9 protein-coding genes are annotated in these 12605 nt (G+C 72.8%); 4 read left to right on the forward strand and 5 right to left on the reverse strand.

Going from position 1 to position 12605, the window contains the following annotated elements; genetic code table 11:
- Nucleotides 1-42 precede the first annotated feature (42 nt).
- Nucleotides 43-1431 carry a cation:dicarboxylate symporter family transporter gene (locus LG395_RS12995; protein WP_308071242.1) on the forward strand — a complete coding sequence of 463 codons (1389 nt, stop codon included), beginning with the start codon at nucleotides 43-45 and terminating at the stop codon, nucleotides 1429-1431.
- Between the two features lie 132 nt (nucleotides 1432-1563).
- Here LG395_RS12995 and LG395_RS13000 read toward each other — a convergent pair whose 3' ends face one another.
- Nucleotides 1564-2178, reverse strand: a complete 615-nt coding sequence (locus LG395_RS13000) for a TetR/AcrR family transcriptional regulator (protein ID WP_225809442.1) — start codon at nucleotides 2176-2178, stop codon at nucleotides 1564-1566.
- A gap of 138 nt (nucleotides 2179-2316) precedes the next feature.
- On the opposite strand from LG395_RS13000, the gene LG395_RS13005 reads away from it, so the two are divergent.
- The 3 genes from LG395_RS13005 (at nucleotide 2317) to LG395_RS13015 (ending at nucleotide 7300) form a co-directional block, all read left to right on the forward strand.
- Nucleotides 2317-3990 carry an MFS transporter gene (locus LG395_RS13005; protein ID WP_225809443.1) on the forward strand — a complete coding sequence of 558 codons (1674 nt, stop codon included), beginning with the start codon at nucleotides 2317-2319 and terminating at the stop codon, nucleotides 3988-3990.
- Nucleotides 3991-4116: 126 nt separating this feature from the next.
- Nucleotides 4117-4890, forward strand: coding sequence for a DUF2127 domain-containing protein (locus tag LG395_RS13010; protein ID WP_225809444.1), 774 nt, complete (start codon nucleotides 4117-4119; stop codon nucleotides 4888-4890).
- A gap of 169 nt (nucleotides 4891-5059) precedes the next feature.
- The gene (locus LG395_RS13015; protein WP_225809463.1) at nucleotides 5060-7300 is read left to right on the forward strand and encodes a HelD family protein; all 2241 of its coding nucleotides are present in this window, start codon (nucleotides 5060-5062) and stop codon (nucleotides 7298-7300) included.
- Here the strand turns inward: LG395_RS13015 and LG395_RS13020 are convergent.
- The 4 genes from LG395_RS13020 to LG395_RS13035 form a co-directional block, all read right to left on the reverse strand.
- Nucleotides 7287-8135, reverse strand: coding sequence for a hypothetical protein (locus LG395_RS13020; protein WP_225809445.1), 849 nt, complete (start codon nucleotides 8133-8135; stop codon nucleotides 7287-7289). The genes LG395_RS13015 and LG395_RS13020 overlap by 14 nt on opposite strands.
- A 102-nt stretch (nucleotides 8136-8237) precedes the next feature.
- Nucleotides 8238-10697, reverse strand: a complete 2460-nt coding sequence (gene glgB / locus LG395_RS13025) for a 1,4-alpha-glucan branching enzyme (RefSeq protein WP_225809446.1) — start codon at nucleotides 10695-10697, stop codon at nucleotides 8238-8240.
- On the reverse strand, nucleotides 10694-12088 hold the full coding sequence (locus LG395_RS13030; protein ID WP_225809447.1) for a maltokinase N-terminal cap-like domain-containing protein: 1395 nt from the start codon (nucleotides 12086-12088) through the stop codon (nucleotides 10694-10696). Before LG395_RS13030 ends, glgB begins: the two co-directional genes overlap by 4 nt.
- 97 nt (nucleotides 12089-12185) lie before the next feature.
- Nucleotides 12186-12605, reverse strand: a 420-nt coding sequence (locus LG395_RS13035) for an alpha-glucosidase C-terminal domain-containing protein (RefSeq protein WP_181140416.1), incomplete at its 5' end; no start/stop codon positions are given.

A 12605-nucleotide genomic window follows, 5' to 3' on the forward strand; every position in this document is an offset into this window, starting at 1 on the left:
CACGCCGGTTGTTCGCCGACGAAGACGTCAAGGAGGGCAGTCGTGGCCGCCAGCACCCCCGATACGGCACCTGCCGCACCCCGTGTGAAGCGGGACCGGACCCATTACCTGTACATCGCCGTCATCGTGGCGGTCGCGCTCGGCATCGGCGTGGGCCTGATCTGGCCCGATGCCGCGGTGGAGCTGAAGCCGCTGGGCACCGGGTTCGTGAACCTGATCAAGATGATGATCTCGCCGATCATCTTCTGCACGATCGTGCTCGGCATCGGATCGGTACGGAAGGCCGCCAAGGTCGGTGCCGTCGGCGGTATCGCCCTCGGCTACTTCCTCGTGATGTCGCTCGTCGCGCTCGCCATCGGTCTCGTCGTCGGCAACGTGCTGCACCCGGGCGACGGGCTGCACATCACCAACGCCCTCAAGGCGACCGGGCACGACCAGGTGTCCCCGGACGCGCTGCCGCCCGTCGACTTCGTGCTGTCGATCATCCCCACCACGTTCGTCTCCGCCTTCACCGAGGGCCAGGTGCTCCAGACGCTGCTGGTGGCCCTGCTCGCCGGGTTCGCGCTCCAGGCCATGGGCTCGGCCGGACAGCCGGTGCTGCGCGGCATCGAGCACATCCAGCGGCTCGTCTTCCGCATCCTGTCCATGGTGATGTGGGCCGCGCCGGTCGGCGCGTTCGGCGCCATCGCGGCGGTGGTCGGTTCGGCCGGCGTCGACGCGCTCAAGAGCCTCGCCGTGCTGATGCTCGGCTTCTACGTCACCTGCTTCCTGTTCGTCTTCGTCGTGCTCGGCGCGCTGCTGCGGGTCGTCGCGGGCCTGAACGTCTTCTCCCTGTGCAAGTACCTGGCCCGGGAGTTCCTGCTGATCCTGTCGACCTCGTCGTCGGAGTCCGCGCTGCCGCGTCTGATCGCGAAGATGGAGCACCTGGGCGTCAGCCGGCCGGTCGTCGGCATCACCGTGCCGACCGGGTACTCGTTCAACCTCGACGGCACGATGATCTACATGACCATGGCGTCGCTGTACATCGCGGACGCGCTGGGTACGCCGATGTCGGTCGGCGAGCAGATCCCGCTGCTGCTGTTCCTGCTGCTGGCCTCGAAGGGCGCGGCCGGCGTCAGCGGCGCGGGCCTCGCCACCCTGGCCGGCGGTCTGCAGTCGCACAAGCCGGCGCTGGTGGACGGGGTCGGGCTGATCGTCGGCATCGACCGGTTCATGAGCGAGGCACGGGCGCTGACGAACTTCGCGGGCAACGCGGTCGCGACGGTGCTGGTCGGCACGTGGACCAAGGAGATCGACACGGTCCGGGTGCGGCGGGTGCTGGCCGGCGAGCTGCCGTTCGACGAGACCACGCTGCTGGACGAGGGCGGGGCCGGGGTGCGGGAGGTTGCCGAGCCCCGGGAGGACGGCGAGAAGGAACTCGCCAAGGCCTGATCCATCCTGTAGTTCCGGACGTCCGGCCCCGCCTGAACCCGGGCCGGGCGTCCGGGTACCGCCGCCGGGCGGCCGAGGCTCCCCCGTACCCGGCCGCCCGGCTCCCTCCTGCGGCTCCGGGAGCTGCTCCTCCTACGACACCCCGGCCACCAGCTCGGTGGCCCGTGAGGCGGGCACGCCCGCCGCGGTCAGGACGGCGACCGTGGCGGAGCGGCCCGCCTCCTGTGCTGCCAGGAGTCCGTCGTTCACCGCCTCCATCACCGCGAACAGCATCTGCTCGTGCACGTACGCGAGGGCCGGCGCGGGCAGCGGGGAGCTGAAGACGCCTTCGTCCAGGCCGCGCTGGAGGAGCCGGATCTTGTTCTCGCGCAGGGGCGCGAGGCGTTCGCGGATGCCCTGCACGGTGACGGTGCGCTGGGCGAGCGCGATCAGCAGCCGGTAGCGGTCGGCGACCGGCCACAGGGCGAGCACCGAGCGGGCCACCGTCTCCGCCGGGTCGGTCACGCCGGCGCAGGCCCGGGAGTCCGCGTCCGCCAGTGCGTCGACGGCCCCGTCGACCAGGGTGCTGATCAGCGCCTCACGGCTGGGGAAGTGGCCGTAGACCGTCCGTCGGACGACCCCGGCCGCGCGTGCGATCTGGTCCATGGAGGCGTCCGGATCACGCAGCAGTTCGGCGAGGGCGACGTCGAGGATGCGGCGCCGGTTGGCGTCGGCGCGGCTGGTGTTACCCGTGGTCATGGCGGTCATTGTGCCTCCCCGGAGGTTTGCCGGGCGTCTTCCGGTCGACTTGCACAGTGTTGTGCAGCGTCGTACATTGCACATTGTTGTGCAATTGCACGGCGCTGTGCAAGTCCTGTCGCGTACCCGAGGAAGGCGACCCCTGCCATGCGACTCGTCATGACCGAACCGGTCGAGAGGACGGACCGCCCCTACGCCCGGCGGTGGTGGGCGCTGCTGGTGCTCTGCCTCAGCCTGCTGATCATCGTGATGGCGAACACCGCCCTCACGGTCGCGGCGCCCGACATGACCCGGGACCTCGGGCTCTCCAGCGCCGACCTGCAGTGGGTGATCGACGGCTACACCGTGCCCTACGCGGCGCTGATGCTGCTGCTCGGCGCCATCGGCGACAAGTACAGCCGGCGCGGGGCGCTCGTCCTCGGTCTGCTGGTGTTCGGCGGCGGGGCCGTCTTCGGGTACCTCGCCGGCAGCGCGGCCACCGTCATCGCGGCCCGGGCCGTGATGGGCGTCGGCGCCGCGCTGATCATGCCCGCCACGCTCTCCCTGCTGGCCGCCACCTTCCCGCGCGCCGAGCGGGCCAAGGCGATCACGCTGTGGACCGCCACCGCCGGGCTCGCCATCGCCGCCGGACCGGTCGTCGCCGGTGCCCTGCTGCGCGGCCACGGCTGGTCCTCGACCTTCCTGATCAACGTGCCCGTCGCGGCCGTCGCGATCGTCGGCGCCCTCGTCCTCGTCCCGCCCTCGCGGGCCGGCCACCACGACCGCATCGACTACGTCGGCGGACTGCTGTCGGTGCTGTGGACCGGCGCGCTCGTCTACATGATCATCGAGGGTCCGCACTTCGGCTGGGGCGCCAAGGCCGTCGCGGCGGCGGTGGTCGCGGGCGCCGGCCTGGTCGCCTTCGTGCTGTGGGAGCTGCGCCACCCGCGCCCGATCCTGGACGTGCGCCGCTTCACCGGCCGCCGGTTCGCCGGCTCCAACCTCGCCGTCGCCCTGTTCTTCCTCGCCGTCTTCGGCGCCTTCTACTACCTCACCCAGCACCTGCAGTTCGTCCTCGGCTACGACGCCCTGCAGACCGGTGTGCGCATGCTGCCGCTCGCCGGCGCCGTCTTCGCGGGCTCGGCCCTGACCGGCTGGCTCACCCCGCGCGTCGGCATGAAGTGGACCGTCGGCGCGGGCATGGCCGGCGGTACGACCGCCCTCGCCCTGCTCACCCGGGTGGACGCCGGCTCCGGCTACGGCGACTTCGTGGCGCCCCTGCTCATCCTGGGCCTGGCCATCGGCCTCGCCCTCTCGCCCTGCACCGACGCCATCATGGGCGCGTTCCCGGAGTCCGAGCTGGGCGTCGGCGGCGCCGTCAACGACACCTCGCTGGAACTGGGCGGCTCGCTCGGCATCGCCATCCTCGGCTCGCTGCTCGCCACGTCCTACGGCGACCACCTGTCCGACGCCACCGCCGGCAGCGGGCTCCCGGCGAGCGCCCTGGACACCGCGCGGGACTCGGTCGGCGCCGGGTACGCCGTCGCGCAGGGCATCGGCGAGAAGGCGCAGCAGGCCGCCGCCCGGGCCCAGCAGGCGGGCGACCCGCAGCAGGCCGCGCAGCTCAAGCAGCAGGCCGGTGAGCTGGCCGCCGGTGCCCGGCAGATGGCCGACGCGGTGGGCTCCGCCTTCTCCGACGCGGTCGCCCACACCAGTCTGGTCGGGGCGGTGATCCTCGGTATCGGCACCGTCCTGGTGGCCGTCCTGCTGCCGGGCCGCGAGGCCGGTGCCGCGCAGGCCGCGACCGAGGAGAGGGAGCTGGTGGACAGCGCGGCCGAGTGACCGCCTCCCCCCCGCCCGTGCCGTTCCGGGGCAACTCGTCCGTGCCGTTCCGGGTCAACCGGAACGGCACGTTCGTGTACGGCGTCCGTACGGGTGGTGTCCATACGAGTGCGGAGGCATGGGGGAATGAAGATCGACTGGGACCGGCGGACCTGCGCGCGCAAGGGCCATGTGACCTACGCGCCGGACGATCCCCGGCTGCGCGTCCGGCTGCACGCGCGGACCGCGCTCGGGGACGTCTGGCGGTGCCTGCGCTGCGGTGACTTCGTGCTCGGCGAGCCGCACGGCTCGGGGCCTGCCGCCGACGCGCCGCTGGTGCCGCGCGGCACGGTGCTCCGGGACCTGTTCGTCCTGCGCTTCCTCGCCGTCGAGCGTGCCGTGCGCGGAGTGTTCATCGTGCTGGTCGCGGTCGCGGTGTGGAAGTTCAGCAACAGCCAGGACGCGGTGCGCCGCCTGTTCGACGAGTACCTGGACGTCTTCCGGCCGGTGTTCCGGCACTTCCACTACGACCTGGACCACTCGCCGGTCGTCGGTTCCGTGCAGAAGGCGTTCGGCTACCGGCACTCCACCCTGGTGCTGGTCGCCGGACTGCTGCTGGCCTACGCGCTGATCGAACTGATCGAGGCGGTCGGCCTCTGGTACGCCAAACGCTGGGCGGAATACCTGACGGTGGTCGCGACGGCCGCCTTCCTGCCGCTGGAGATCTACGAACTCACCGAGCACGTCAGCTGGCTGAAGATCGCCACGCTCGTGCTGAACGTCCTCGCGGTCCTGTACATCGCCCTGACCAAGCGGCTTTTCGGACTGCGCGGCGGGCGCCGCGCGTTCGACGAGGAACGGCACAGTGCCTCGCTGATGGAGGTGGAGGACTCGGCGGGCGTGGCGCACGCACCGCTGTAGACCCGGCCCGCCCATCAAAAAATCCCCTGAGCAATTGCGCTCGGGGGATTGCTGTGCGTATATTCAACGATTCGTGACTTCGTTTCGAGGAAGTCCCGAAGTAATTCAGTGACCACACTATATCCGGGCGGGAGCGGAATTGTCAAACACCGACTTTCCAGACGATGAAATCCGGCACGAGCAGGAATTCATCGACGGACTGTACGCGCGCGTGGACGTGCTGCGCGGCGAGGCCGAGACCTCCGTCGCCGACGCGCTCGCCCAGGGCGACAAGCCCATGCAGGCCCGGCTGGAGCGGGACATCCTGGTCGCCGAGCGCTCGGGGCTGCTCGCCGCGCTGAACGCCGTCGACGGCTCGCTCTGCTTCGGCCGGATCGACCTCGCCGACGGCAGGAAGCACCACATCGGCCGGATCGGGCTGCGCGAGGACGACGCCGAGCGCACCCCGGTCCTCATCGACTGGCGGGCCGACGTCGCCCGCCCCTTCTACCTGGCCACCGGCCACACCCCGATGGGCCTGCGCCGCCGCCGGCACATCGCCTCCGAGGGCCGGACCGTCACCTCCCTGCACGACGAGATCCTCGACCTCGGCGACGCCACCCGCACCGGGCACGAGGACCCGAGCGGCGACGCCGTCCTGCTGGCCGCGCTGAACTCGGCCCGCACCGGCCGGATGAGCGACATCGTGCAGACCATCCAGGCCGACCAGGACCGCATCATCCGGGCACCCCACCGGGGCGTGCTGGTCGTGGAGGGCGGCCCCGGCACCGGCAAGACCGCGGTCGCCCTGCACCGCGCGGCCTACCTGCTGTACGAGCACCGGGAACTGCTGGCCCGCCGCGCGGTCCTCATCGTCGGCCCGAACCCGGCCTTCCTCGGCTACATCGGCGAGGTGCTGCCCTCCCTCGGCGAGACCGGGGTGCTGCTGGCCACGGTCGGCGAGCTGTTCCCCGGGGTGAAGGCCACCGCCGCCGACACCCCCGAGGCCGCCGCCGTCAAGGGCCGCGCCGGCATGGCCGACGTGCTCGCCGCCGTCGTACGCGACCGGCAGGCCCTGCCCGACCCGGTCATCGCGATCGAACACGACCGCGAGGTCCTCATGCTGGACGACGGCCTGGTCAACGTCGCCCGCGAGCGCACCCGCGCCGCCAAGCTGCCCCACAACGCCGCCCGCGAGTACTTCGAGGGGCACATCCTCAACACCCTCACCGAGCTGTACGCCGAGCGCGTGGGCACCGACCCCTACGACGGCAGCAGCCTGCTCGACGCCTCCGACATCACCCAGATCCGCGACGAACTCGCCGAGAACCCCGAGGTCTGGGACGCCGTCGACCAGCTCTGGCCGCGGATCACCCCGCAGCGGCTGGTCGCCGACTTCCTCGCCGAGCCCGACGGCTACCTGCCGAAGGAGGACGCCGACGCGATCCGCCGCCCGGTGACCCGCGCCTGGACCGTCGCCGACGTGCCCCTGCTGGACGAGGCGGCCGAACTCCTCGGCGAGGACGACCGGGTGGCACGCGCCCGCGCCGATCGCGAGCGCGAGACGCAGGTGGCCTACGCCCAGGGCGTCCTGGACGTCTCGTACGCCTCGCGGACCTACGAGTTCGAGGACAAGGAGGAGGACGACCCGGACGCCTCCGAGGTCCTGTCCGCGCACCACATCATCGACGCCGAGCGGTTCGCCGAGCGGCACGAGGAGGCCGACCACCGCAGCGCCGCCGAGCGGGCCGCAGCCGACCGCACCTGGGCGTTCGGGCACATCATCGTGGACGAGGCGCAGGAACTGTCGCCGATGGCCTGGCGGCTGCTGATGCGCCGCAGCCCGACCCGCTCGATGACCCTGGTCGGCGACCCCGCCCAGACGGCCGAGGCGGCCGGCGTCGGCTCCTGGGAGGACATCCTCACGCCCTACGTCGAGGACCGCTGGGAGCACACCCGCCTGGGCGTCAACTACCGCACCCCGGCGGAGATCATGGACCTGGCGGCGGCCGTCGTCCGCGCCGGGAACCCGGACTTCGCACCGCCCAGCTCCGTCCGCTCCACCGGTGAGCGCCCCTGGGTGCGGCAGGTCACCGACGACCTGCCCGGCGCGGTCGCCAAGGCGGTCGCCGAGCTCACCCCGGCGGAGGGCCGGCTCGCGGTGATCGCCCCGCGCGAACTGCACCGCGCCCTCGCCGCCCGCCTGGACGGCGTCACGGCCGGCGCCGAGCCCGACCTGACGCGGACGGTCGTCCTGCTCGACCCCCGGCAGTCCAAGGGCCTGGAGTTCGACTCCGTCCTGGTGGTGGAGCCGGGCGCCTACGGCACGAGCGACCTCTACGTCGCCCTGACCCGGGCCACCCAGCGGCTCGGGGTCCTCTACACGGGCGGACTCCCGGAGGGGCTCGCCACGGGCGTCACCGCGCCGTAGCGGCCGGGGCGGAGCCTGCACCGGCCGTCGGTGAGGCCGGCGCCGGCGGGCGGGTCGGGTGCAGCGCGGCGGACAGCGGGGCCAGCTCCGCGCACAGCGCGACCGGGAACCGCGGGACCTGGCGGCGGACCGCCCCGCAGCCCCCGGCAGCGCTCTCGAAGACCGGTTTCCAGCCGGAGGGTGCCGCCCGGAAGAACCAGCGGTCGCCCAGCCGGGAGGAGCAGGCGGGGCCGCCGTCGTCGGAGCCGCACGCCGGGCCGGTGCGCCAGGAGAAGTCCAGGACCAGCCACCTGCCGTCGCAGTGCTCGGCGTCCCGGTAGGTGTGCATGGGCGCGCCGGCCGCGAGCAGCGCCTGGTCGTAGGAGGCGGGGGTGCAGCCGGTGGCCGGCGGGTGGCAGCCCAGTTCGCCGCACATCCGCAGGGCGGGCGGCTTCGCGCCGTCGGCGGTGAAGACCGTGCGGTTGTCGACCACCAGCTTCCGCCCGCCCAGCGGCTCGGGCAGCCGGACCCGGGCCGTGGCCGTCGTCTCCTCGACGCACCCGCTGCGCCGGTCACCGGACGGGGAGGTGAAGGTGACCTGTACGTGGACGGTGCCCGGCACGGCGCCGTACTCGGCGTCGGTGTCGACCGCCTTGAGGTTCCGCACGCAGGCGTGCTCCCCGCTGGGCACGTCCACGTCGATGCTCAGCGTGCGGTGGTCGGCGCCGATCCGGGCGGCGGTGACCCGGGACGGCTCACCGAGGGTCCACGGGACGGGCCCGGTCTCCGTGGGGGACGCTCCTCCGCCCCGTCCCGCCACCTGGGTGCCGCAGCCGCTCAGCAGGAGAGCGGCCACGGCACACAGCAGGGCCGTCAGTGCTCCGCAGTACCGCACGTACCTCAGTCCCCCCGTGCTCCGCCGAAGACGTGCGGCCACTATAGGGCGCGCGTCACCCGGTCAGGCCGGGCGCAGCCACACCGTCGCCAGCGGGGGCAGGGTCAGCCGGATGCTCGCCGGGCGGCCGTGCCAGGGCTGGGCCTCGGGCTTGACGACGTCCGGGCGGGTGACGTCGCCGCCGCCGTAGCGGGCCGCGTCGGTGTTGAGGACCTCCACCCAGGCCGGCACCTCCTCCGGCACCCCGAGGCGGTAGTCGTGGCGGACCACCGGGGCCAGGTGGGTGACCGCGAGCAGCGGGGTGCCCTCGGCGTCGTGGCGCAGGAACGCGAAGACGTTGTCGTCCGCCGCGTCCCCGGTGATCCACTCGAAGCCCGCCGGGTCGGTGTCCCGCTGCCACAGCGCCGGGGTCGCCCGGTACACGGCGTTCAGGTCCCGGACGAGGTCCCGCACACCCCGGTGGTCCGCCTCGGCGCCGTAGGCCGGGTCGAGCAGCCACCAGTCGGGGCCGTGCGCCTCGGACCACTCGGCGCCCTGGGCGAACTCCTGTCCCATGAAGAGGAGTTGCTTGCCGGGGTGGGCCCACATGAAACCGAGGTAGGCGCGCAGGTCGGCGCGCTGTTGCCACCAGTCGCCGGGCATCTTCGACACCAGGGACCGCTTGCCGTGGACGACCTCGTCGTGGGAGATCGGCAGGACGTAGTTCTCGCTGTAGGCGTACACCATCGAGAACGTCATCTCGTGGTGGTGGTACGCGCGGTGCACGGGGTCGTGGCTCATGTACTGCAGCGAGTCGTGCATCCAGCCCATGTTCCACTTCAGTCCGAAGCCGAGCCCGCCGAAGCCGCTCGGGCCCTTGTGGTGGGTGGGCCGGGTGACACCGTCCCAGGCCGTGGACTCCTCCGCGACGGTCACCACACCCGGGCAGCGCCGGTAGACGGTGGCGTTCATCTCCTGGAGGAACGCCACCGCGTCCAGGTTCTCCCGGCCACCGTGCTTGTTCGGCGTCCACTGGCCCGGCTCGCGCGAGTAGTCCAGGTAGAGCATCGAGGCGACCGCGTCCACGCGCAGCCCGTCGATGTGGAACTCCTCGCACCAGTACACCGCGTTCGCGACGAGGAAGTTGCGCACCTCGCGCCGGCCGAAGTCGAACTCCAGCGTGCCCCAGTCGGGATGGGCGGCCCGCAGCGGGTCGTGGTGCTCGTACAGCGGACGCCCGTCGAACTCCGCGAGCGCCCAGTCGTCGCGCGGGAAGTGCGCCGGCACCCAGTCCATCAGCACCCCGATGCCCGCCTGGTGCAGCTTGTCCACCAGGTACTTGAAGTCGTCGGGGGTGCCGAGCCGGGCCGTCGGCGCGTAGAACCCGGTGACCTGGTAGCCCCAGGAGCCGCCGAAGGGGTGCTCGGCGACCGGCATCAGCTCCACGTGGGTGAAGCCCATCTCCTTCACGTACGCCGGGAGCTGTTCGGCCAGCCGGCGGTAGGTCAGTCCGGGCCGCCAGGACGGCAGGTGCACCTCGTACACCGAGAAGGGGGCCTCGTGCACCGGGGTGTCCGCCCGGTGCGCCAGCCACTCGGCGTCACCCCACTCGTGGTGCGAGGCGTGCACGACCGAGGAGGTGGCGGGCGGGACCTCGGTACGGCGGGCCAGCGGGTCGGCGCGCAGGGTGCGCGAGCCGTCCGGGCGGGTGATCTCGAACTTGTACAGCTCGCCCTCGCCGATCCCCGGCACGAACAGCTCCCAGACCCCGGTGCCGCCGAGCGAGCGCATCGGGAAGCCGGTGCCGTCCCAGAAGTTGAACCCGCCGGTGACCCGCACGCCCCGCGCGTTCGGCGCCCACACCGCGAACCGGGTCCCGGTGACGCCCTGGTGGGTGGTGACGTGCGCGCCGAGCGCCTGCCACAGCTGCTCGTGCCGGCCCTCGCCGATCAGATGCAGGTCCAGCTCGCCGAGGGTGGGCAGGAAGCGGTAGGCGTCCTCGGTCTCGTGGACCGTGCCGTCGTACGTCACCAGCAGCCGGTAGGCGGGGACCTCGGTGAGCGGGAGCAGGCCGGAGAAGAAGCCGTCGCCGTCGTCGTGCAGCTCCGCCCGCAGCTCGCCCGAGACCACGGTGACCGCCCGCGCGTGCGGGCGGAACGCGCGGAAGGCCACGCCGCCCGGCACCGGGTGCGCGCCCAGCACGGAGTGCGGATCGTGGTGGGTGCCGTGCAGCAGCCGCGCGCGGTCGCCGGCGTCGACGGCCGGGGACACGGCGACCTCCACGACGGGGGCCGGCGCCGGCGCGGGGACCTGCGCGGGCACCACCACCGCGGGGGCCTGCGAGGGCGGTTCCACCGCGGGGGCCTGCGCCGGGACCTCCGCGGGCGGGGCCTGCGCGGGTACCTCCGCGCCGGGGGCCGGCGCCTGCGCGGGGACCTCCTGCGCGGGCGGCTTCCTGGCGGCGGCCTTCTTCCTGGCCGCGGACTCCTTCTTGGCCTTGGCTTCCTTGTGGGCCTTGGATTCCTTGTGTCCCTTGGGGGTCACGGACGAGCCTCCTGGTCGGGCAGGGCGAGGCGGCGCACCGCGCTCAGCGGTACGGGGAGCCAGTCGGGCCGGTGCCGGGCCTCGTAGACGACCTCGTAGACCGCCTTGTCGGTCTCGTAGGCCCGCAGCATCACCGGGTCGGTACGCGGATCGCGGCCCGCCACCTCCGCGTATCCGGAGCAGTAGGCGGCCCGGCAGGTGTGCGCCCAGTCCGGGGCGGGCGGGGTCGCCGAGTGGGCCGCGTAGTCGAAGGAGCGGAGCATCCCCGCGATGTCCCGCACCGGTGGCTGCGGCATGCGCCGCTCGGCCAGCGGCCGGGCCGGTTCGCCCTCGAAGTCGATCAGCGACCAGGCGCCGGACGGCGAGCGCAGGCACTGGCCGAGGTGCAGATCGCCGTGGACGCGCTGGGCGGTCCAGGTGCGGCCCTCGGCGGCGAGTGTGCCGAGCGCCTCGTACGCCGAGCGCAGCCCGCGCTCGTACGGACGCAGCGCCGGTACCGCCTGCACGGCCGCCGCCAGCCGCCCGGTCATGCCGTCGACCATTGACTCCAGCTGGGCGTGGCCGAGGGTGACCGTCGGCAGGGCCCGGGCGAGCGCGGTGTGCACCTCGGCGGTGGCCCGGCCCAGGGCACGGGCCTCGGTGGCGAAGTCCTCGCCCTTGGCCAGCTCGCGCAGCGCCAGCTCCCAGCCGTCGGAGGCGCCGCTCACGTACGGCTGGAGCACGGCCAGGACGTAGGTGTCCGCCGCCACCTCGGCGTGCAGCCAGGCCGTCGGCGCGGGCACCCTCGGGCAGCCCTCGCGGGCCAGGGCGAGCGGGAGCTCCAGATCGGGGTTGACGCCGGGCACCACCCGGCGCAACAGCTTCAGAATAAACGTATCTCCGTAGACCACGGACGAGTTGGACTGTTCCGCGGTCATCAGCCGGGCCACGAGGCCGGCCCGGATCTCCTGCGCCGGGTCCCGCTCGAAACGCAGCCCGCCGACGCGGGCCTGGGTGCGCAGGGCCTCCAGGAGCACTTCGGCGGGCCGGGTGTCGTGCAGGGCGTCGTACACCGTGCGTCCGACGAGCGGGCCCTCGGTCACATGTCCGATCAGCGCGGGCGCCAGCCGGGGCGGCAGCGCCTCGCGCACGCCTATGAGGAGCTGGTAGCAGTCGCCGGGGTGCGGCGGGGCTCCGGGTACGGCGGCCTGGTGGACGCGCACCAGCAGGTGGTAGAGGCCCAGCCGGCCGTCGGGCGGCAGCAGTTCGGTGACGGACACGGGGGTGAACCCGGTGACCGGACGGCCCTTGCCCGCGAACCAGCGCTGCCGGGGCAGCCAGGCGCGCAGCAGGGGGTCGAGCGAGGCGAGAAGGGTACTGGTGGTGCCGGAAGAGGTGACCGTTTCCACCATGGGCGTCACGTCCTTTCCCCGGGGGGCGTCGGGGGGTTACTGATGCGTGCCCCGGGTGGGGCGGTGGAAACGCCGCGGCGCCCCACCCGGGCCCGCGCTATACGGGTTCCCTGCGCAGCCGGAACCAGTAGAAGCCGTGTCCCGCGAGGGTGAGCAGGTACGGCAGCTCGCCGATCGCCGGGAACCGGACCCCGCCGAACAGCTCGACGGGGTGCCGCCCGCCGAACCGGCTCAGGTCCAGCTCCGTGGGCTGGGCGAAGCGGGAGAAGTTGTGGACGCACAGCACGAGGTCGTCCTCGTACTCGCGCAGGAAGGCGAGCACCGCCGGGTTCGACGACGGCAGCTCGGTGTAGGACCCCAGTCCGAAGGCGGGGTTCTGCTTGCGGATCTCGATCATGCGGCGCGTCCAGTGCAGCAGGCTCGACGGCGAGGCCATGGACGCCTCGACATTGGTGACCTGGTAGCCGTAGACCGGGTCCATGATCGCGGGCAGGAACAGGCGTCCCGGGTCACAGGA

The organism is Streptomyces spinosus (assembly GCF_020400655.1).
In the GTDB taxonomy this organism is placed as follows: domain Bacteria; phylum Actinomycetota; class Actinomycetes; order Streptomycetales; family Streptomycetaceae; genus Streptomyces; species Streptomyces argyrophylli.